Annotated in this window: 24 protein-coding genes; 15 read left to right on the top strand and 9 right to left on the bottom strand. The window is 28.4% G+C overall.

The window, feature by feature from the left end:
- The first annotated feature begins 57 nt into the window (after positions 1-57).
- Positions 58-348 (top strand): HU family DNA-binding protein, encoded by a 291-nt coding sequence (locus FDT66_RS02965; protein WP_087521132.1) that lies wholly within the window; start codon positions 58-60, stop codon positions 346-348.
- A 315-nt stretch (positions 349-663) separates the two neighbouring features.
- Entirely contained in the window at positions 664-2,193 is a 1,530-nt protein-coding gene (locus FDT66_RS02960) for an Rne/Rng family ribonuclease (protein ID WP_138534650.1), read from the top strand.
- 95 nt (positions 2,194-2,288) lie between these two features.
- Here the strand turns inward: FDT66_RS02960 and FDT66_RS02955 are convergent, their stop codons facing one another.
- Entirely contained in the window at positions 2,289-3,344 is a 1,056-nt protein-coding gene (locus FDT66_RS02955) for an endonuclease/exonuclease/phosphatase family protein (RefSeq protein ID WP_138534649.1), read from the bottom strand.
- Between the two features lie 142 nt (positions 3,345-3,486).
- On the opposite strand from FDT66_RS02955, the gene FDT66_RS02950 reads away from it, so the two are divergent.
- Together FDT66_RS02950 and FDT66_RS02945 are read left to right on the top strand one after the other, a co-directional pair.
- Positions 3,487-6,237, top strand: a complete 2,751-nt coding sequence (locus FDT66_RS02950; protein WP_138534648.1) for a carboxypeptidase-like regulatory domain-containing protein — start codon at positions 3,487-3,489, stop codon at positions 6,235-6,237.
- Between the two features lie 15 nt (positions 6,238-6,252).
- Entirely contained in the window at positions 6,253-7,665 is a 1,413-nt protein-coding gene (locus tag FDT66_RS02945; protein WP_138534647.1) for a DUF5689 domain-containing protein, read from the top strand.
- A 75-nt stretch (positions 7,666-7,740) separates the two neighbouring features.
- On the opposite strand, the gene FDT66_RS02940 is transcribed toward FDT66_RS02945, so the two are convergent.
- From FDT66_RS02940 to FDT66_RS02930, 3 genes are all read right to left on the bottom strand, one after another.
- Entirely contained in the window at positions 7,741-8,385 is a 645-nt protein-coding gene (locus tag FDT66_RS02940) for a response regulator transcription factor (protein WP_138534646.1), read from the bottom strand.
- A complete protein-coding gene (locus FDT66_RS02935) occupies positions 8,382-9,134 on the bottom strand; it encodes a sensor histidine kinase (protein ID WP_138534645.1) in 753 nt (250 codons plus the stop codon). Before FDT66_RS02935 ends, FDT66_RS02940 begins: the two co-directional genes overlap by 4 nt.
- A 624-nt stretch (positions 9,135-9,758) precedes the next feature.
- Positions 9,759-10,376, bottom strand: a complete 618-nt coding sequence (locus FDT66_RS02930; protein ID WP_138534644.1) for a hypothetical protein — start codon at positions 10,374-10,376, stop codon at positions 9,759-9,761.
- Positions 10,377-10,846: 470 nt separating this feature from the next.
- Here FDT66_RS02930 and FDT66_RS02925 point away from each other — a divergent pair, with 470 nt between their 5' ends.
- The 8 genes from FDT66_RS02925 to FDT66_RS02890 all read left to right on the top strand — a co-directional run bounded on the left by FDT66_RS02925 (position 10,847) and on the right by FDT66_RS02890 (position 15,892).
- A complete protein-coding gene (locus FDT66_RS02925; protein WP_138534643.1) occupies positions 10,847-11,251 on the top strand; it encodes a hypothetical protein in 405 nt (134 codons plus the stop codon).
- Positions 11,252-11,299: 48 nt separating this feature from the next.
- A complete protein-coding gene (gene mce / locus FDT66_RS02920; protein WP_138534642.1) occupies positions 11,300-11,701 on the top strand; it encodes a methylmalonyl-CoA epimerase in 402 nt (133 codons plus the stop codon).
- A gap of 70 nt (positions 11,702-11,771) precedes the next feature.
- A complete protein-coding gene (locus FDT66_RS02915) occupies positions 11,772-12,650 on the top strand; it encodes a cell division protein FtsX (RefSeq protein WP_138534641.1) in 879 nt (292 codons plus the stop codon).
- A 4-nt stretch (positions 12,651-12,654) separates the two neighbouring features.
- A complete protein-coding gene (locus tag FDT66_RS02910; RefSeq protein ID WP_138534640.1) occupies positions 12,655-12,897 on the top strand; it encodes a DUF3098 domain-containing protein in 243 nt (80 codons plus the stop codon).
- Between the two features lie 4 nt (positions 12,898-12,901).
- Positions 12,902-13,696, top strand: coding sequence for an undecaprenyl-diphosphate phosphatase (locus FDT66_RS02905; RefSeq protein ID WP_138534639.1), 795 nt, complete (start codon positions 12,902-12,904; stop codon positions 13,694-13,696).
- 18 nt (positions 13,697-13,714) lie between these two features.
- The gene (gene truB, locus FDT66_RS02900; protein ID WP_138534638.1) at positions 13,715-14,404 is read left to right on the top strand and encodes a tRNA pseudouridine(55) synthase TruB; all 690 of its coding nucleotides are present in this window, start codon (positions 13,715-13,717) and stop codon (positions 14,402-14,404) included.
- Between the two features lie 181 nt (positions 14,405-14,585).
- A complete protein-coding gene (locus FDT66_RS02895) occupies positions 14,586-15,248 on the top strand; it encodes a hypothetical protein (RefSeq protein WP_138534637.1) in 663 nt (220 codons plus the stop codon).
- Between the two features lie 170 nt (positions 15,249-15,418).
- Positions 15,419-15,892, top strand: a complete 474-nt coding sequence (locus tag FDT66_RS02890) for a hypothetical protein (RefSeq protein ID WP_138534636.1) — start codon at positions 15,419-15,421, stop codon at positions 15,890-15,892.
- Positions 15,893-15,932: 40 nt separating this feature from the next.
- Here the strand turns inward: FDT66_RS02890 and FDT66_RS02885 are convergent, their stop codons facing one another.
- From FDT66_RS02885 to FDT66_RS02870, 4 genes are all read right to left on the bottom strand, one after another.
- The gene (locus tag FDT66_RS02885; protein ID WP_138534635.1) at positions 15,933-17,102 is read right to left on the bottom strand and encodes a lycopene cyclase family protein; all 1,170 of its coding nucleotides are present in this window, start codon (positions 17,100-17,102) and stop codon (positions 15,933-15,935) included.
- The gene (locus FDT66_RS02880) at positions 17,102-17,590 is read right to left on the bottom strand and encodes an ABC transporter ATPase (protein WP_138534634.1); all 489 of its coding nucleotides are present in this window, start codon (positions 17,588-17,590) and stop codon (positions 17,102-17,104) included. The genes FDT66_RS02885 and FDT66_RS02880 overlap by 1 nt, the downstream gene beginning before the upstream one ends.
- 92 nt (positions 17,591-17,682) lie before the next feature.
- The gene (locus FDT66_RS02875) at positions 17,683-18,294 is read right to left on the bottom strand and encodes a thioredoxin family protein (RefSeq protein WP_138534633.1); all 612 of its coding nucleotides are present in this window, start codon (positions 18,292-18,294) and stop codon (positions 17,683-17,685) included.
- A 60-nt stretch (positions 18,295-18,354) separates the two neighbouring features.
- Complete coding sequence (locus tag FDT66_RS02870) at positions 18,355-19,296, bottom strand: NAD-dependent epimerase/dehydratase family protein (protein ID WP_138534632.1); 942 nt, start codon at positions 19,294-19,296, stop codon at positions 18,355-18,357.
- 175 nt (positions 19,297-19,471) lie between these two features.
- Here FDT66_RS02870 and FDT66_RS02865 point away from each other — a divergent pair, with 175 nt between their 5' ends.
- Both FDT66_RS02865 and FDT66_RS02860 read left to right on the top strand, forming a co-directional pair.
- The gene (locus FDT66_RS02865) at positions 19,472-20,101 is read left to right on the top strand and encodes a hypothetical protein (protein WP_138534631.1); all 630 of its coding nucleotides are present in this window, start codon (positions 19,472-19,474) and stop codon (positions 20,099-20,101) included.
- A 2-nt stretch (positions 20,102-20,103) separates the two neighbouring features.
- Positions 20,104-20,616: a nuclear transport factor 2 family protein gene (locus tag FDT66_RS02860; RefSeq protein ID WP_138534630.1), complete on the top strand. Its 513-nt coding sequence runs from the start codon at positions 20,104-20,106 to the stop codon at positions 20,614-20,616.
- 199 nt (positions 20,617-20,815) lie between these two features.
- Here FDT66_RS02860 and FDT66_RS02855 read toward each other — a convergent pair whose 3' ends face one another.
- Positions 20,816-21,286 (bottom strand): regulatory protein RecX, encoded by a 471-nt coding sequence (locus FDT66_RS02855; protein WP_138534629.1) that lies wholly within the window; start codon positions 21,284-21,286, stop codon positions 20,816-20,818.
- A gap of 100 nt (positions 21,287-21,386) precedes the next feature.
- Between FDT66_RS02855 and FDT66_RS02850 the strand changes: the two genes are divergently transcribed.
- Entirely contained in the window at positions 21,387-22,037 is a 651-nt protein-coding gene (locus FDT66_RS02850) for a hypothetical protein (protein WP_138534628.1), read from the top strand.
- Positions 22,038-22,066 lie beyond the last annotated feature (29 nt).

Here is a 22,066-nt window from a genome sequence, read left to right as displayed (position 1 = left end):
ATATTTGCATCCGCATTTTTGAAAGTAAATTAATAAAAATATAGTAAAAATAGAATCATGACGAAAGCAGATATCGTATCAAAAATTTCAGATAAATCAGGAATCGAAAAAACAGATGTTTTAGCAACTGTTGAAGCATTTATGACTGAAGTTAAAGATGCATTAGAAAATGGCGATAACGTTTATTTAAGAGGTTTTGGTAGTTTCATTATCAAAACAAGAGCAGAAAAAACTGGTAGAAATATTTCTAAAAATACAACTATTAAGATTCCAGCTCATAATATTCCAGCTTTTAAACCAGCAAAAACTTTTACAGAAGGTGTAAAAAGTAAAGTAGCTGTTAAGTAACAATACATTAATCAAAACCTTTTAGGTTTTTAAAACAACAAGCATTATGCCAAGTGGTAAAAAAAGAAAGAGAGCAAAAATCTCTACACACAAAAGAAAGAAAAGAGCTAGAGCAAATAGACACAAGAAAAAGTAAGCATTCGCTTACTTTTTCGTTTATTGTTTAGCGAAAAGAAAAACCAATCACAAAAGTTCATTGACATTTGAAGGTTTGCAAGCAGTGTAAGGCTGTAAATCTTCTCACGGTATTACAAAATACCTGATCAAAATTAATCCATCTGCACAATTAAGTGCAGTGTTAAAACCATTTTCAGTATGAAAACAGAATTAATAATTCGTTCAAATTCATCTGATATTGATTTTGCCTTATTAAGAGATGGAAAACTTATTGAATTAAATAATGAAACAACTGGTAATAAATTTTCTGTTGGCGATATTTTTTTAGCCAAAATAGGAAAAGTGTTAACAGGTTTAAACGCAGCATTCGTAAATGTAGGTTACCCAAAAGATGGGTTTTTACATTACCATGATTTGGGTGCGCAAGTAAATTCATTAAATACATTCATTAAGAAAGTAAGCACAGGTAAGTATAAAGAGTTCACTTTAAAAAACTTCCGATTTGAGGAAGACATTAACAAAGACGGTAGTATTAACAAAGTATTAAAAACAGGACAAAACCTGTTGGTACAAATTGTAAAAGAACCAATTTCTACAAAAGGGCCAAGATTAAGTTCCGAACTTTCTATAGCTGGTAGATTTTTAGTTTTAGTTCCTTTTTCAAACAGAGTTTCTGTTTCACAAAAAATAGAAGACCCAAAAGAAAAAGAACGCTTAAAAAGATTAGCAAAAAGCATTAAACCTAAGGGTTTTGGTGTAATTCTAAGAACTGTTGCCGAAGGCAAAAAAGTAGCAGAGTTAGATAAAGATTTGCAAAACTCATTAGAACGTTGGAAAACAATGTGCAAACGAATTGCAAACACAAACACTCCAACAAAAATATTGAGTGAATTAAACAGAGCATCTTCAATTTTAAGAGATGTTATGAACGATTCTTTTACAAATATTGTAACAAATGATGAAACACTGAAAGTAGAAATTAAAGAGTATTTACAAGAAATTTATCCTGAAAAGGAAAACATTGTAAAACTACACAGATCTGAAACTCCGATTTTTGAAAAATACGGAATAGAAAGACAAATTAAAACATCGTTTGGAAAAACTGTTTCCATGAGCAAAGGTGCCTATTTAGTTATAGAGCATACAGAAGCCTTACATGTTATTGATGTTAATAGCGGAAACCGTTCTAATAAAGCAGGTTCTCAAGAAGACACTGCATTAGAAGTAAATTTAATTTCAGCTACTGAAATAGCTCGCCAATTGCAATTGCGTGATATGGGAGGTATTATTGTTGTTGATTTTATTGATATGCACAAGGCTGAAAACAGAAATAAATTGTATCAGCATTTGAAAGAACAGATGGCTTTGGATAGAACAAAGCATAAAATATTACCTCCAAGTAAATTTGGTTTGGTACAAATTACAAGACAAAGGGTAAGACCAGAGTTAAGTATAAAAACTACCGAAACCAATCCAAATAAAAATGGAGAAGTAGAAGCGCCAATTGTCTTATTAGACAAAATTGAAGCAGATTTAGAAAAATTTATTTCTAATCCAAAAAATAAAAAGATACAATTACACTTGCATCCTTTTATAGCTGCTTATTTATTAAAAGGCGTAAATTCTATACGTTTTAAATGGTATTTAAAATACAAAAAGTGGATTACTATTATACCTAGAGATGCTTACACATACTTACATTATACTTTTAAATCTGTAAAAGAGTAAATTTATAAATGTAAAAGGCAATAATTTTTTATCAAAAAAAACCCGAAACTATAAAGTTTCGGGTTTTTTATTTTATCATTTTTAATGATACAGTATTATTGCTGTTCTTTAATCAAATACATATACACTGGAAAGTGGTCTGAGTAACCACCAGTATAAGCTCCATTAGAAAAACTTCTGAAAGGGTATCCTTTGTATTTTCCTTTTTTCTGACTTAAAAAACGCTTGTTAAAAATATTTGCTTGAAACATTTTATAAGTAGAAAAATCTTTTTTGCCTTTATCCAGTAAAGGTGATGAGATTAAAATCATGTCAAAAAGATTTAAATTATCTCTGTATGCTAAGGTGTTAAATCCTCTTCTGTGTAAATCTTCATACGGATTGTATATATCGTTTTTTTCAACATCTCTTTTTCTACTTTTCGTTTTTAAAACTTCTTTAAAACTAGAGTTTATAGGATCATCGTTAAAATCGCCCATTATTAAAATTTTTGCATTCGGTTCTTTATCTCTTATTTGAGCAATTATTTTAGTGTTTTGAAAAGCTGCTTTTTCTCTCAAAGGTCTACTTTTAGCTTCTCCACCACTTCTAGAAGGCCAGTGATTTACAATTAAATGAATCAACTCATCATCTAAATAACCAGAAACTAACAATTGATCTCTTGTGTATACTTTTCTGTTTTCTCTATAAATATTTGGGTTAAAAGCCTCATGATATACTGGTTTAAAATATCTTTTTTGATATAATAGGGCAACATCTATTCCTCTTTTATCAGGCGAATCATAATGTATAATACCATAATGTTTACTAGCCAAATGTTTCGATTTTACCAAATCTTCTAAAACACTTAAATTTTCAACTTCAGAAACTCCAATAATTGCAGGACTTGTATTTGCTTTGTCTAAACCAATTTGAGCAATAGTACTTCCTAGTTTATCAATCTTGTCCCAATATACTTTGGATCTGTTTGATTTTAACTCCATCATTGGACTTGCTTCGTCATTAATAGAAGTGTCATTTATGGTGTCAAAAAGATTTTCTAAATTGTAAAAAGCAATCGTTCTAATATTATATTTCTTACCTTTTTTTTGAGAAAAAGTAGTTGAAACACTTAAAAAAAGTGCTAAGAAAATAATTATTTTTTTATTCATTACGTTTCGTATTTTTTGCAAACATATAAAACAAAATTTAGGCCAAAGATTATATAATGTTATTTTAACATTAGTATTTGTTAAAAATTGTTAATTTTGCGCACATTTTAATGTAAAAATAAATAAATTCAAACAAACTTTTATGAGAAAAATTTTTCTATCAATGTTTTTGCTTTTATGCTGTACAGCATTTATAAAAGCTCAGAATGTTGTGAAGGGAATTGTTGTAGATAGCAATTCTGAAAACCCTCTACAAGGTGTCTTGGTAAATGTAAAAAATACAACCGTTAACAAAGTTACAAATGTAAATGGAGTATTTAATATTACAGGTGTTACGAATGGCAAATATATTGTAGAGCTTAAATTAGCAGGTTACGAAACACAAAACTTTCCTGTAGAACTTTCTGGTAACGTTGTAGATTTAGGTACAATTTTGTTTTTTAGAGACATTACAGAAGATCAAGACTTAAGTTTAATTACCATTACAGATGACGAATTAAATGATGATGCTAGTGCAGCAGATAATATTTCTGGATTGCTACAAGCAACACAAGATGTTTTTTTAAGATCAGCAGCTTTTGAATTTAGTTCTTCATTTTTTAGAATTAAAGGGTTAGATTCTGGAAATGGAAAAGTGCTTATTAATGGTGTAGAGATGAATAAAATTTACGACGGAAGAGCACAATGGAGTAATTGGGGTGGTTTAAATGATGTACTAAGAAACCAAGAATTTAGCAATGGATTATCTCCATCTGCTTTTACTTTTGGAGGTGTTTTAGGTTCTACAAACATCAATACTAGAGCATCACAACAAAGACCAGGAACAAGAATTTCATACTCTTCATCAAACAGAAGTTACGAACACAGATTAATGGCAACCTATTCTTCAGGAATTTTAGAAGACGGTTGGTCCATGACCTTTTCTGGAAGTAGAAGAGCAGGAAATGAAGGTTTTAACGAAGGTACAACCTATAATGCTTATTCTCTTTTTGCTGCTGTTGAAAAGAAAATTAATGAAAATCATAGTATTGGTTTCACTTCTATTTTTACACCAAACAGAAGAGGTAAATCTTCACCAAATACTCAAGAGGTTTTTGATTTAAAAGGAATTGAATACAATGAATATTGGGGATATTTAAATGGAAGAAAAGTAAACTCCAGAATTAAAGAGGTAGAAGAGCCTATATTAATGTTAAATCACTATTGGGATTTATCAGAAAACTCAAGTTTACAAACAAACGTAGCATATCAATTTGGTAAAATAGGAAATAGTCGTTTAGATTTTAATGGAGGAGCAAACCCAAGTCCAACTTATTACCAATACTTACCAAGCTTTTTTGTTAGAAATGATGATTTAGCAGGTGCATACACTGCAAGAGAGAATTTTCAAAATGACGGACAAGTAGATTGGGAAAGAATTTTTGATGCAAACATTACCAACGCAAATGGAGGTTTAAATAATGCCTACGTTTTGTATGAAGATAGAAATGACGACAAACAATTAACTGTAAATACTATCTTTAATTCAAGCATTAATAATAACATTACTTTAAATGGTAAATTAGAATATAAACGTTTACGTTCTCATAACTTTGCAGAAGTAGTAGATTTATTAGGAGGCAATGGGTATTTAGACATTAACCCTTTTGCAGATACAGAAAGTAAAATGCAAAACAACTTATTAAATCCAAATAGAGTTGTTGGAGAAGGAGATATGTTTAGGTATAATTATAATTTAAACTCCGATTTTATAAATGCATTTGCACAAGCTCAATTTAAATATAAAAAGGTAGATTTTTATACAAGCTTTAGTTTATCAAACACTACTCATCAAAGAGAAGGTTTATATCAAAATGGTAGATTTCAAAATAATTCTTTAGGAAAATCTAAAAAATTAGATTTCACTAATTTTGGTGTAAAAGCTGGTGCAACTTATAAAATTACAGGTCGTCATTTAATAGATGCAAATGTTGCATATTTAACAAATGCACCTACTATTAGAAATAGCTTTTCAAACTCAAGAGAAAATAACTCAACTGTAGATAATTTACAGAGTGAAAAAGTATTTTCATCAGATTTTAGCTACATTGTAAGAAGTCCAATAATTACCTCTAGATTAACTGCTTATTATACCAATGTTCAAGATGCAACAGAAATATCTTTCTACTTTGCAGATGGTGTTGGTGGAGATAATACTGCCTTTGTACAAGAAGTGCTGTCTAATATAGAAAGAAGGCACATAGGAATAGAGTTTGGTATAGAAGCACAAGTTACACCAACTATTAAATTAAAAGGAGCTGCCTCTGTTGGCCAATTTACATATGGCAACAATCCAGATTTATATTTAACTTCTGATGTTGCAGATAATGGTGGTTTTGATAGTGATTTTAGATCTAAAGACTATGTGTCACAACTAGAAAATTATAAGTTAGCTTCAGGACCACAAAATGCATATTCTGTAGGTTTTGAATACAGAGACCCAGATTATTGGTGGATTGGAGCAACAACAAACTTTTTCTCAAATATCTATGTAGATGTCGCTCCATTAAACCGTTCTGCTAATTTTTATGAAGACTCAGACGGTTTGCCATTTGCAGATTATGACCCAGAATTGGCTAGAGAACTATTGCAACAAGAAAAATTTGACGATTATATGTCCGTGAATTTAATAGGTGGTAAATCATGGAAAATAGACGAATATTATATTAGCCTTTTTGCTACAGTAAATAACTTACTAGGTGAAGAATATAAAACTGGAGGTTTTGAGCAAGGTAGAAACGCTAATTACAGACAATTAAGAGACGATAAATCTCTAGAGACGCCAGTTTTTGGCAATAAATACTGGTATGGTAGAGGTACTACATACTTTTTAAACGTAAATATATCATTCTAAAAAAAAGAAATTAAAATGAAAACAAATAAAATAATCATCTTAGTACTAGCTTTTATAACTAGTATTTCTTTTACCTCTTGTGTAGAAGATGGAGACTTTACTGTACCACAAAATTTAGGTGCTGAGGAAAGTGCAGCTGTAACAAAAATAAAAGAAGCAGTATCAGCAGGAACTTTACAAGAAATTTCAATTTCAAACTTAAAAGGTTTATTCGTTAGAAATCAAGCAACAGAAATTACATCAGATTTAGTTGTAAAAGGCTACGTAACTTCGTCAGATAATTCTGGTAATTTTTACAAAGAGCTTTTTATTCAAGACGCTCCAAGTAACCCAACTGCAGCTATTAAATTAGCAATTGAGTTAACAGATTCTTATAATAAATACAACTTAGGAAGAGAAGTGTATGTAAACTTAAAAGGTTTATTTATTGGCGAAACAAGGTCTGGAGATGGTGTAATTACTATAGGAGGTTCTAAAAATGACGATAATGAAGTTGAAAACATGTCATTAAACCAAGTAGATGAATTGGTATTAAGAAACGGAAATACCGAAGAATTAGTTGGTTTAGATATTACTTTTTCAGAAATTAACGACAGTCATATTGGTTTATTTGTAAAAGTGAACAACGCTCAGTTTCCAAATAGTTTAGCTGGAAAAACTTATGTAGATCCAGATGATAGATTTGACACTCAAAGAATGTTGGAAGCTTGCGATGGTTTTGGATATACTAACTTTATATTAGAAACAAGTGCTTTTGCAAGTTTTAAATTCGCAGTATTACCTTCAGGTGGAGGAAGTATTTCAGCAGTTGTATCTAAAACTTTTAATGGAAGTGATTTAGTATTGGCTTTAAATGACTTTAAAGATGTTATGATGGAAGGCCCTAAATGTACTCCATTAAACATTGCAGACTTTACAGTTTTAGTTGAAGAAAACTTTGATGCAGGAACTGATAACACAAACTTAAATTTTCCAGGTTGGACCAATGTTGCAACTGAAGGAAGTGAACTTTGGACAGAGCAATTATTTAGCGGAAATGGATATGCAGAATTTAGTGGTTTTAGAACAGGTGATGCTGTAAATGTAGGTTGGTTAATTTCTCCAGCTGTAGATATGAGCGCTAGTAGTAACGTATTTTTAAGCTTCAAATCAGCACAACACCATTTAGATTCAGCAGACAATACTTTAGAAGTTTTTGTTTCTACAGACTTTAATGGGTCAAATGCTGCAACTGCAACTTGGCAACCAGTGAGTGCTAACTTAGCAAATATGAGCGATTCATGGTATGCATTTAAAGATGCTGGTTTGGTAGATTTATCTTCTTACTCAGGTACTTTATATGTAGGTTATAAATACACTGGTTCTGGAACAGATACAGACTTAGATGGTGCTTATATGATTGACGATTTTAAAATATTAGGGAAATAATAACTAAAAATATCTCATAAAAAAAACCAGTAAAGGAAACTTTACTGGTTTTTTTATTCCTTAAAATTGGTGCAATTACAATGTGTAAATTTTATTTTTAATAGCATAAGTTACCAAACCAACTCTGTTTTTAACGTTTAGTTTAGTAAATAAAACATCTCTATAACCATCAATTGTTTTTGGGCTAAGGCACATTTTTTCTGCAATTTCTTTATACGTTAATTCTGTACAAGCTAACTTCATAAATGTTATTTCTCTTTCTTTAAAAGTAATTGAATGATCGTTTTTTCCAGAAATAGAGTTCATTAATAAATTAGTTACATTTTTCGTGTGAAAAAAACCATTTTCAACAATTTCATTTAAGGCATGTTCCAATTCTGTTTTTTCGGTATCTTTTAATAAATAACCAATAGCGCCAGCTTTAAGCATTTTAATAATTGTAGCATCTTCATCTTCTACAGACAAAGCCATTACATTTACGTAACTATAGTTTTTTTCAATCCACTCAGTAGTTTCTATACCATTCATTATAGGCATATTAATGTCCATAAGAACAACATCAGGAATATTTTGTGGAGAAGCATTAAATTTATCAACCAATTCTTGTCCGTTTTTACAGGTATAAAGTACTTTAAATTTATTAAAAGTATTTACCATACCAGCAATTGCTTGCGAAAGTAACGTGTGATCATCTACAATTACTACAGAGTTTTTAATCATAATTTATATTCTATTAAAAGGGTTGTTCCTTTATTTATTTCAGATGATAATTTAGCTGTTGCTCCAATTAACTTTGCCCTATTCACAATATTTAAAAGGCCAATTCCTTTTGGTGAATCTTCAGAGGAAGAAAAACCAATACCATTGTCTGAAGCAGAAATAATCATTAGTTCTTCTTTAAAATTTAAAACAACAGTTAGTTCAGATGCTTTTGAATGTTTAATTGTGTTTGAAAAAAATTCTTGTAAAATTCGAAACATTATAATACTAGCTTTCTTATCAATAGCAACTTCTTTACCTTTAACAACTAATGTTGATTTGATGAAGTTTAATCGATTAAAACGATTAATTTCTAACTGAATAGCCTCTTTTAATTGTATGTTTTTAATTGCTTCAGGGTTAATTAGTTTAGATAAAGCACGTACTTCATTTAAACTTTTAGTAATGGTGTCAGAAACTTCTTTAATATTTTCGGTAGAGGTGTTTTGTAATTGTATTTTAGCTAAAGTTAGCAATTGCCCAATATTATCATGCAATTCCCAACTGATATTTCTCAGAGTTTCTTCTCTAATTTCTATTTGAGTTTCAGCAATTTCACGTTCAAAGCGTTTTTTGTTATTTTCTTGTTCTTGTAATAATACATTTTTTCTTTTTTGAAAAAAACTGAATAACAATACAATAAGTACAACAAACAATATAATTACAATTGTTGTTATATATAGAACTATTTGACTTTCTTCTGACTCCATAAGGCTCCGAATATAAAACAACTATGCATAATAATGGTTAAGCAGTAAGCGATTTTAAATAAATTAATTTTTAGTTCGTAACTAAGGTTTTTTAAAGAGTTTATAATTGCTGTGAATGGAATAAAACCTACATAATACAACAGTAAACCAAAGGCAATCCAAAATGAAAGTATTTTCTTGTAATTTAAAATTTTATTAGACGCTAAAAACTCTTTGTAATACAAAAACAAAGCAATTACTATTAAAACAGCTCCAAAATTAGAGGATATTGCATTGTACTCTAAAAAATAAATACCTGAAAAATAGTAATATAAATTCGCTATAACATTTACAATATTAAAGATTATAAAAAGCTTAAGAATAATTTTCTTAGATTTTTCCGACTCTAAAAGATCTCTAAAAAAAAGTAGTAATAAATTAAATTCAAAAAAAATAAGAATGTGGTATACTAATAAGTTACCATTTTCATAAGGAATGTAACTAGCAATAATTTCAAAAAAAAATACACAAAATAAGTACCCAGCAAAATACCTCAAGTTTATTTCATAATAATTTTTAAAATAAACAATTATGTATATCAATGCAGATATAAATGAGGAAATGTAAGCAATATTTAGTAACATACTACATTGGAGGAGTTGGCTTTAGCTTATTTGCACCTGAACTCTCTAAATCATCTCCACTTGAATCTTGTAAAAATGAGAAAAAAGATGCTCTCATAACCTGTTTTGTTTCTTCACTACTGTATTTATTTAAAAATTCAGTAAATTTAATTGGTGTTTTCGTTTTAGAATACAAAGGTTCAAAAGCAACGCTTTTATTACCTTCTATTTCTGCAGTAGGCATAAATATCAACGTATATCTTCCACTTAAAGATTTATCTTTATAATTTTTTGGATAAGCTGCAGAAAAAATACGAATTCCCGTTAATGTAATTTCTTTATCTTTAGATATCTTTTCTAAATAAGCAATGTATTGTTTTAGTTGATTAATCTCGTAATAGTGAGAAACACTTTCAATAGTATCATTTTTATTTGCAGTAAAATCACCTCTATATTTATCTAAAACTTTCTTTTGTCCAACATCATATTGATGAAACATGGCAGCCATTTCTTTATAAGTAATTGCATTTGAAGGTCTAGTATTATTTACAGCATGATCTTCATGATTACATATTTCATTGCAGCTATTTAATAGTATTAATAATAAAAGTACAATTGAAGTTCTAAAAATATTTTTCATAAAATATAAAGGTTAGTTAATAAGTTACAAAGTACAAATTTTAAATAAAGCGAAATAAATAAAACAGGATATTTAATACAATTAATTGTTTTTCAATATTTTAAAAATTAAATAAAAGTTTATTGATAAAAGAAAAGGGTGTTTTTCCTGTAAAAATTAAAAGATTTATCCTTTATGTTTCTTAAAAAAATAAAATCACTTTTGTAGAGTAAAAAATCTTTAAAAAGAGTTTTTATTATTTAGGGAAAATTGCTTAAAACACCTCGATTTTATTTGAGGTGTTTTTTATTTTTATTTAGTTTACAGGAAATACACTCTTTAAAGTGTCAGTTTTTCTATTTTTTTTTCAGTGAATCTCCTCTAACTTAGTTTGTTATTATTTCGCAATTTTGGCTTTGTTATTTCGAAGTACAAAAGACGAAAACCGAAAAGCCAATTTTAAATAGAGTAGGTGTTGTAAAAAGTAAGTTATGAAAAGTAAAGTAAATTTTGAATGGAAATCAAATGATGGATGTAAGTTTAGAATTATTGGAACAATCGATTATTCAGTAGGTTTTAGTGGAGTAAGTATTAATGATTTTACAGGAAGTGTAGAAGTTTCTGGTGGTGGAGATTGTGGTAATAGAAAATACACTTTTGGTTTGGCGAATTTTAATGATGAAACAAAGAATGGTCAAGAAATTCTAGTAAATGTTAATCATAATTTTCGAAAAAGAAAAAGAAAATTCATTTTCGAAAAAGGAAAAATCAATATTCCGGAAAAACTAACTTCAAAAGATTTTTTGAAAACTTTTAATAAAGAAATGTCTTTTTTAAATAAATACGAATCAAAAAGCTTTTTAAAAGAAAAAGGAACAGTAAATATTTACTGTTAAAACTCAACACCTCGATTTTATTTGAGGTGTTTTTTTTATTTTTACAATATGAAAAAAATAGAACATATTGGTATTGCAGTAAAAGATTTGGAGGTTTCCAATACATTATTTGCAGCTCTTTTAGGTAAACCACATTATAAAATTGAAGAAGTTGCATCCGAAAATGTAAAAACTTCTTTTTTTGAATCTGGACCAAATAAAATAGAGTTACTTCAAGCAACAAGTTCAGAGAGTGCAATTGCTAAATTTATTGATAAAAAAGGAGAAGGAATTCACCACATTGCATTTGCTGTTTCTGATATTAAGGCTGAAATAAAAAGACTTCAAAACGAAGGTTTTATTGTTTTAAATGAAGTTCCCAAAAAAGGTGCAGATAACAAATTAGTTGCTTTTTTACATCCAAAATCTACAAACGGTGTTTTAATTGAGTTATGCCAAGAAATAGATTAGTTAAAATACTGCTAACGAATACTGTCAACTGCTCACTAATTATTATCTTGCGACTTAAAAATTAGTAAAAATGTCATCAAAATTTGATTCATATCAAAAAAGACGCTTAGTATCTTCTTACATATCAGTTGTAATAAGTATTGCTTTGGTGCTTTTTATGGTAGGCGTTTTAGGGTTGGTTCTATTAAAATCTACTCTAGTTGCTAATCGTGTAAAAGAAAAAGTAGCCATTACATTATTTTTAAAAGACAATGTAAGTAGTAAACAAATTAATAGCTTCAAAGCCTCTTTGCAAGAAGAAGCTTTTACAAAAAGAATAATTTATACATCCAAAGCACAAGCTGCGAAGCAATATAGTAAAGAAATTGGTGAAGATTTTATGAAATTTGTTGGTGAAAATCCTTTAAAAAACGGAATTGATATTTATTTAAAAGCGGAATTTATTACACCAGAAAAAATGCAAGAATTAGAAACAAAGTTTTTAAAAAATGCATTTGTAGCTGATGTTTCTTATGATAAATTATTAATTAGTTTGCTTACAAAAAACATTAAAAGATTTAGTTTTTGGTTGTTGGTTTTAAGTGGTTTTTTTGGTTTAGTTGCAATTATTTTAATTAACAGTTCTATAAGATTATCTATTTACTCAAAAAGATTTAATATAAAAACCATGCAAATGGTAGGTGCAACAAAAAGCTTTATAAGAAAACCATTTATTTGGCGAAGTATAAAATTAGGTTTTATTGGGGCATTATTAGCGTTAGCTGGTTTGGCTGTAATTATTTATTATGCAGATAAATTTGCACCAAGTTTGGGTTTATTAAAAGATTATGTATCATTAGCATATTTAGTTAGTGGTGTTTTATTAGCTTCATTTTTAATTACTTGGTTAAGTACATTTTTTGCAACACAACGTTTTTTAAACTTACAAACAGACGAACTTTATTATTAATAATATGGAAAACAAACAAACGCAACAACCAGAATTTTTATTCGGAAAGAAAAACTACATCATCATGGTGGTTGGAATTATCTTCATTGCTTTAGGTTTTATATTTATGGCAGGTGGTGGAAGCGACAATCCAGAAGTTTTTAATGAAGAAATTTACAACTGGCAACGAATTCGTTTGGCACCAACTTTAGTTATTATTGGTTTAGGAATTGAAATTTATGCAATTTTAGCAAATCCTAAAAAATAATTCTATGGATATTTTAGAAGCTATTATTCTTGGAATTATACAAGGATTAACAGAGTTTTTACCAGTTTCTTCTAGTGGACATTTAGAGTTGGTAAAAGCCATTTTAGGTGACACTTCTGTACCAGAAGAAAGCTTAACATTTACTGTTGTTTTACATTTTGCAACTGCATTGAGCACGATTGTAATTTTTAGACAAGAAATTCTAGAAATTATTAAAGGACTGTTTCAGTTCAAATGGAATGACGAGTTTAAATTTTCACTAAAAATTATCATTTCAATGATTCCTGCAGTAGTTGTAGGTTTACTTTTTGAAGAAGAATTAGAATCGTTTTTCGGAGGAAAAATATTGTTAGTTGGTTGCATGTTAATTTTAACAGCATTATTACTTTTATTAGCAGATAAAGCAAAAGAAACCAATAAAAAAGTTTCTTTTTGGAACTCTGTAATTATTGGAATTTCTCAGGCAATAGCAATGTTACCAGGAATTTCAAGATCTGGAGCAACCATTTCTACATCCGTTTTATTAGGTATTGATAGAACAAGAGCTGCACGTTTTTCATTTTTAATGGTAGTTCCATTAATATTTGGTAAAATTGGTAAAGATGTTGTAAGTGGTGATTTGAGTTTTCAGTCTTCAGAAATGATTGCCATTTCAGCAGGATTTTTTGCAGCTTTTTTAGCAGGTTTAATAGCTTGTAAATGGATGATTTCATTAGTAAAGAAGAGCAAACTTTCTTATTTTTCAATTTATTGTGCCATTGTAGGTAGTATTGCTATTGGTTATGCGCTTCTGAATTAACGCTGATTTTTTACAAAAATGACAGAAGAAGATTTCAAAAATGGTCAAGTTTTATTGATTGATAAACCACTAACTTGGACTTCTTTTCAAGTAGTAAATAAATTACGTTGGGAAATTAAACAACGCTTTAAACTCAAAAAAATTAAAGTAGGTCATGCAGGTACTTTAGATCCTTTAGCAACTGGGTTATTAATTATTTGTACTGGAAAACAAACCAAACAAATTGATACGTATCAAGGTCAAATTAAAGAATATACAGGTACTTTTACTGTAGGTGCAACCACACCAAGTTACGATTTAGAAACAGCAATAAACGAAACGTTTCCAACAGAACATATTTCTAAAGAGTTATTAGAAGAAACAACAAAACAGTTTATTGGCGAAATCCAGCAAAAACCACCTATTTTTTCTGCCATTAAAAAAGACGGAAAACGTTTGTACGAATTAGCAAGAAAAGGAGAAACTACCGAAATTAAAGCAAGAACTGTATCTGTCTTAGAATTTGAAATCACTAATATTAACTTACCAAAAGTAGATTTTAGAATTGTTTGCAGCAAAGGAACTTATATTAGATCTTTAGCATTCGACTTTGGAAAAGCCTTAAATTCTGGCGCTCATTTATCAGTATTAAGAAGAACAAAAATTGGAAATTTTTCTGTGGAAAATGCTCTTTCTGTAGAAGAATTTATTCAAAGTTTAAAAAATTAACCTCTTTTTTAGACCTTTATCTTAAATATTGGTTTTTGTAATAACAAAGCTATTTTTTAACCAAAACTACATTAGCAAACTTGTTATACAGTTCAAATAAAAATTATTTGCGTTAATTACTGCCTTCCTTTTCCTTTAGTTTTGTAACTCAATCAAAATTAACATTATGAAAAATACGAAAATGAAATCAATAAAATTATTTGTAACAGCATTAACAGTATCAAGTTTTATGTTAGTTTCTTGTGACAATGGAAATAAAAAAACAACAGAAAATGTAGATGAAACAACAGAAAAAGTTGCTTCTAAAATGGAAGACAACGAAAAACCTACAGATGAAATTAAAACACGTACCTACAAAATGAAAGATGGTAAAATAATTGTTTACAATTTAGACTCTAAAGGTATTGTTGGTTTTGATGATTGGAATGATTATACTGTAGTAAATTACGAGTTGGCAGAAATAAGAAATTCACAAGAAGCAACAATTTCTCAGCGTATCAAAAACATGAATTACAGAATTGCCAATTTAGGAAACTCAATTCCAGCTTGGTTAAAAACAGAAGAAGTAATGGAAGATGTTGCAGATATTCAGAAAGAATATAAAGAATTAATTGAAGATGCAGATGCTTCTGAAGATGAAGTAAAAGAAAATCTAGAAGAACTCTCTGAGCAGTTTGACGATTTAAGAGAAGAATTAAACGAAACTGTAAAAAAATATACAGAAATTCATGCAGATGCAATTGAAGAATTTAATGAAGAAATTAAAAAAGGAAAAATTGAAGCTGCTATAGAAGAGTATAATGAAGAAATTAAAAAATTAGACAAGATGATAGAAAAAGAGTAACAATTTATTTTTTCTATTTACATATTTTAAGAGAAGACAGGTTTTTTTGACCTGTCTTTTTTAATATAAAATAATATAGTTAAAAGAGTTAAAAATCGGTTTAATTGAGATAATTAAAAATTTGAAACTAATTTAAATTTGTACTAGAATTTAATCAAAAAACAAAAATGATGAAAACTCTCAAAAAAATTACACTATCATTAGCAATTTCAGGTTTACTATTTACTTCATGTGATAAAAACTCTGAGAAGGAAGCAAAAACAGTAGAGGTAAAGTTAGAAAACGGACAAACTGTAACATACAACATAAACACAAACGGACTTTTATCTTTTGATGATTGGAATGAATTTAATACCGCAAATAAAGAATTAAAAGATATCGAAAATTTAAACTTAGAAACTACAACAGCACGTATTAGTGCACTTGGTAACTCCATAGCTAGTTTAGAAAACACCATACCTTCATGGTTAAAAACGGAAGAAGTTTTGGAAGATATTGATGATGTTCAAAAAGATTATCAAAAGCTATTAAAAGAAAAAAATGAACCAGTAAAAAACGTAAAACAAAATTTAGAGGAACTTATTGAAAAGTTTGATGATTTGCGTGAAGAATTAAATGAAACAATAGAAGATTATACATCATAAATAAAAAAAAGCACTAAAAAAAAGGATAGTTTCAGCGAAACTATCCCTTTTTATATTTTTTTAAATTATTTTTAAATTGTCTTAAACCGGAAGTTAAAAATGGTTTTATAGGTAGTTTTTTCATAATTAAAAAATCGTCTTTTAGAGAACTCTCATTACCTAAAAAAGCTAATATTTTTTCTGTAGAAATGCTTTGAAACATTTTTGTAAAAATTGCTTTTCCTGTTAGTTTTTCTGACAATAAAACATCTATCAACGTAGCATCATACCAATTGTAAATTTTTTCTCTAAAAGAAATTTTAGAAATTGGACTTTTATTTTCTTTTAAATTTTTTACGATTTCGGCAACGTCTTTTTGAATAAATTGAAAAGTATACCCACTACTTGCTTTGGTAAAACCACCTGAAGTTCCAATATTGATGATATTTTTTTTAGGATTTTTTTCAAATTTTGCCAATGACATAGGTATGACTCCAAATTCTTTGTGCTTGATACTATAATTTGAAATTTTTAATTCGTTTTTTATGTAATTTTCTAATGCCAAATTATAAGTTTCCTTTTCTAAAATTTCTGGGCTAAATAATGTGTATTCAACCAAAGCTTCTGTATTCGAAGTGGGTAGCACATACATAAATGTAGTGCCATTTTTTTGAGAAACTCTAAAATCCATTAATCTTCCAACTTTAGGATCAAAAACTGGTTTTTCTGTTTTTATAACCCAACCTGTAAAGTGTTGTAAAAGTGAGTTTTCTTTAGTGATTTTAGGTTGAAAAATATTTGTTGAATTAAATATGAAGTTACTTTTATAAGAATTTTTAGTAGTTTTTAGAGTTGTAGTTTCACTTTCTGATGAAATAGCAACAATGTTTTCATATTTAAAAACTACGTTTTTAAATTTTTTTGCAAAATCAAGTACAAAGTCATAAAAATCAATTCCTTGGATCATTTTATAAGTGTAAGCACCCAAGTCTAATTGTTCCTCAAAATTTGTTGAGAGAAACTCTAAAGTATTCCATTTTGCGTGTACAATTTTTTCGAATAAACCAGGTTTTTTCTCCCAGTAACACCAAGTTCTGTCGTTATTTTTTTTATGGTCTTTATCTACAACTAAAATGCTTTTATTTTGTAATGTTGGTTCTAGTAGTATCCTGTACAAAAGACTCAAACCTGCACAACCAGAACCCGCAATTATGTAGTCGTATTTTTCCATTATTTTTTTAAAAATCTGCTATACCAACTATCTTCAATAGCAATTTCCCAATAATTTTCGAACTCATGCTTAGTAGTTACCAAATTATCAAAAACAATTGTTTTTGCTGTAACAGCTTTATTTTTTAGTAATTTTTTAAAATCTTTTAATTCTTTGTACTGTACAAATTCTCCTTGCTTAAAACAAACATTCATTTTATCTAAAAGTACAACGTTATATGTTTGTTGTAGTTCTAATATAAAAGCAATGGAACTATCAATATCTTTATTAGAAATTGTGGAATCAATATCATCTGCAGTGATAATAATAAAACGATTGTACAGTATTTTGTAGGAAGCTTTAAAGGTGTTATCTTCTTCTTTCCAGTTTTCAACAAAGTTTTTTACTTTTTGAGTTACTTCATCAATTTCGTTGGCGTAAAATTTTCTGCTAGAGGGATAAATCCACACTTTTGCGTCTTCAGGAATTGAATCAAAATCTACAAGCATTTGTTTGAGTTTTAGAATTACAAATATAACCAAAAGAAAAACCGTAAGCTCATTATAAACTTACGGTTTTTTACTGCTTTATTTCTTTTGTTTTAAATGGTATTTAAAATGGTGTTTTTTACTAGGTCTGTAAAGTCTTTTTGTACGCTTTTACCTTTGTCTTTATTATACCAAACTTGAAGGTCTTGTTTAAATTGAGCGTCTAAACTTCCGTTTTTTGCTTTGTAATCTATTACCATATTTGTAGCAACAGTTGGTCTTGGACCCCAAGTAAATAATATATTGTTTTCAGTATCTAAAGCAATTAACTTTGGTATACTTCTTCCTCCATTTGTTAAAAACAAATCCATTAATTCTAAGTTTTCGTCTCTTAAAACAATTTTTAAATTAATTTTAGAATTAATGTCTGCAATTTTAGAAATTACAGGCAAATTTTGAGCAGCATCACCACACCAACCTTCTGTTATTACCAACCATGTTTGTGGTTCTGTAATTTTTTGAAATTCTTGAATGGTTTCTTCAGTAATTTTTATAGTTTTATCTAAACGCTTCATTCTTTTGTCATTCAACAAACTATAATTTGTTAAAGCTTCAGATTGCTCTGGACCTGTAGCTTTATTTTCTAACAATAAATTGCTTACTAAAAGTCTGTATTCTAAATAAGAAATGCTATTTTCTAAGCTTTTTTCTATAATATTTTTCATAATAAATTCACTAAATTCAAGTTTTTAGACGGATAATTTCCTCAAACTTACGAGCATTTTTTACGCTTTTAAATTCTTTAAAATGTCTGTTGTCATAGAAGCTAAATCAAATTCATGTTTCCAGTTCCAATCTTTTCTAGCTTCAGAATCGTTTATGGATGAAGGCCAGCTATCAGCAATTTTTTGTCTAAAATCTGGCTGATAAGTAATTTCAAAATTAGAAATATGCTTTTTAATTTCTAAAGCAATTTCTTTTGGAGTAAAATCTATTGCTGCCAAATTATAAGAAGTTCTTATTTTAATGTCTTCAGTTTTTGCTTGCATTAATTGTATTGTTGCGTTTACAGCATCGTTCATATACATCATTGGTAAACGTGTTTCTTCTGATAAAAAGCACTCGTAATTACCTTGCTCCAATGCTTTAAAATAAATATCTACAGCGTAATCTGTGGTACCACCACCTGGTTTTGTTTTCCAAGAAATAATACCTGGATAACGCAAGCTTCTAACATCTACTCCAAATTTTTCGTGATAATAATTACACCAAAACTCACCAGAAATTTTACTAATTCCATAAACCGTACTTGGTTCCATAATTGTTTTTTGTGGTGTATTTTCTTTTGGAGTAGTTGGACCAAAAACAGCAATAGAACTAGGCCAGTATACTTGCTTAATATGTTTTTCTTTTGCTAAATCTAAAACAGCCAAAAGCGATGTCATGTTTAAATGCCACGCTTTTTGTGGAAATTGTTCAGCAGTTGCAGATAGCATTGCAGCAAGTAAGTAAACTTGCGAAACTTTATGTTTTTGTATGTTTTTTAAAATGGTTTCTTTGTCTGTTGCATCAATAATTTCAAACGGACCAGAGTCCATCATTTCCTTATTACCTTCTCTAATATCGGAAGCAATTACATTATCGTTTCCATATATAGCACGTAGTTTTTGGGTTAATTCATTTCCAATTTGCCCACTTGCACCTAAAATTAAGATGGTTTCACTCATGTTTACAATTCAATTAAAATCAATAACAAAGGTAATTATTTAATTATTCGTAAAAAATATTCGTTTCACTAATTATTACTTAAATTTTAAAGTTAGTTTTTTTAGTTTATTAGTATTTTCTTAAAATGTTTTAGTGTACTTTTAAATTACGTATTTTTACATTTTAATTATTATTGTGAAATATTTCATCTTACTATTATTTAGTTTTTTTATTATTTCTTGCGGTAACAATAAGCAAGAAACTGCTGCTGCTCAAAAGCCAAAACCTTTAATGAGTGTAGTGAAAGAGCATAAGTCTGCAACCAAAGTGCGTCCAATTTTTTTGAAAGAAGTAGAAGATTGGCAAGAGTTAAAAGCGATAGACTCTTTTTTCGTAAAATTTGAAAAAATTTCTCCAAATGAAGCGTTGAGTAATGCATTAGAATTAAAAGATTTGGTGAAAAGTTTAAAAGATAGTGTGATACCGGTTTTATTTGATGTGCCTGCTTTTAAAGCACGTGTAAATATTTTAGAAAATGAAAGTTTACGTTTGGCAGATTTAACGCTTATTCCTGCAATAAAAGCTTCTGAAGTAAATGCTCAAGTTGATAAAACGATACTTGCTTTTTCAGGCGTAAACACAAAAATAAATACCATTTTAGCCAAAAAAAGATTTGAAGATGAAATTGATGTAAAAGTAGATTTTATTGGATTAGATACCACAAAAATGGATGATATATCTAAAAAATCAATAGATTTAAGGTTAGAAGAAAAACTTAGAAAAAAAGACGTATTAGATGACGGTTTAAAGAAAACAGGGCAATAACTATGAAAAAAGTAAGCATTTTATTTTTTACGATTTTATTTTTTAGCAATTGTGCAACTTCAAAAAAAGTGGTTAACACAATATCTATAAAAAATGAAGTAAATACATTTTTGATAAATTGGCACAAAGCAGCTTCAGAAGCAAATTTCGAAAACTATTTTGGAGCTTTGGATAATACTTCAATTTATATTGGAACTGCTGCTGAAGAAGTCTGGACCAAAGAGCAATTCGCAGCTTTTAGTAAACCTTATTTTGATAGAGGAAAAGCTTGGAGTTTTACTACTTTACAGCGTAATATTTACGTACACAAAACAGGAAATATTGTTTGGTTTGATGAGTTGTTAAATACTTGGATGGGAACTTGTAGAGGTTCTGGAGTTTTAGAAAAAACGAACGATTCTTGGAAAATTAAACATTACGTTTTATCTGTTACAATTCCAAATGACGATATTCAGAAAGTTATTGATGCCAAGAAAAAAAACGATGCTATTTTTTTAAAGAAATTTAATGAATAATTTTTGAAGCTATTTCCAGCTTTCGTTACTCGCTTTTTTTTGCTGAATTTATTTCAGCATCTTTCTTTTTTAAAAAAGTAAATGAATTAGAGTAACAGATACTGAATCGAGTTCAGCATAAAAAAGAGCTCAAACAAACCACTCAATCTGGGCTAAACTTATTTGCTAACTTTTTGGAGTTATTACACATAATTACACATTAAGAAACTATTTCATTTACAACCTTGTAAATCAACTCATTTTCATAACCTTTTCGCATTAAAAAATCGATTAATTTTTTCTTTCTTTTGTAAATATTGGGTTCAGAAATTACTTCATTTCTGTTTTCTGTAATTCTGTAAACGGTTTCAATATATTCACTTTCATCAATTTCTTTTAAAGCAGTTTTAATATTGTAGGCAGATATATCTCTGAATTTTAATTCTCTTACAATTCGTTGTTTTCCCCAGCTTTTTATTCGAAATTTACCTCTTGCAAAACTTTTAGAAAAACGTTCTTCATTTAAAAAATTATCTTTCATTAAACTCAAAAGAATCATTTCTCTAGCTTCTGGAATCAAGTTGTAATCGCGTATTTTTTGCTCTACTTCTTTATGACATCGATCTTGATATACGCAATATTGCTCTATCTTGCGTTTAATTTCATCAATAGTAAATGATTTTTTTGTCATATTACAAACATACAAAAAGGCATCAATTTTTATATTGATGTTCTTTTTAAATAATTTAAAATATATTTGATTTTACAGAAAAAAATACTGACTTAAAAACATGATAAAATATAAAAAAATAAGAGGTCACAATAGAATATTAAAAGATATAGAAGATTGGAAAAATTATAACAAAGATTTAGATTTAGAATATTTAGATAAAGCCAAAAGAAACTATTGTAAATTTTGGGTAAATCCTTTTTGTGATATTGCTGTTTTGGGGTCAGAAATTCCTACACCAAAAGGAAAAATTAGAAGTAAAATTATAGATAGTTTTATTGAAATTTATGATGCTTGGGACGCAAAACTAAAAACATTAAACAAGCCTTACCATTTAGTTTTATGGTTGTTTGAAAATAATTTAGAAAGATCGCAAGTGGTTTGTGCTATTGATGGTTTGTTAGATTTCTATAAAATTTCTTTTTACAGACCTAAAAATCAAAAGGAAATTCCGTTGCAAAATTTTGGTAAATTATCAGAAAAACTATCAGAATTTAATTGGATTTATGCTCATGAAGAAGGCTATTTTACAGAAGAAGATGTAAAATTTGAAATAGAAATGGTAGATGATGGAGAAGTAAGTGATATTTTAAAATGGTATAAACAAAAAAGAAAAACGTCTTACAGAACGTTTACAAATGAAGAAGGAGTAATTACTTATTACCAAAAATTAGGTAATATTTGGATTGGTAGTAAAAATGGATATTTATAAATAAAAAAGAGATAAAACCATAGTAATTT

The sequence above is a fragment of the Polaribacter aestuariivivens genome (assembly GCF_005885675.1).
In the GTDB taxonomy this organism is placed as follows: Bacteria; Bacteroidota; Bacteroidia; order Flavobacteriales; family Flavobacteriaceae; genus Polaribacter; species Polaribacter aestuariivivens.
This window is presented reverse-complemented; position numbering and strand designations above follow the sequence as displayed.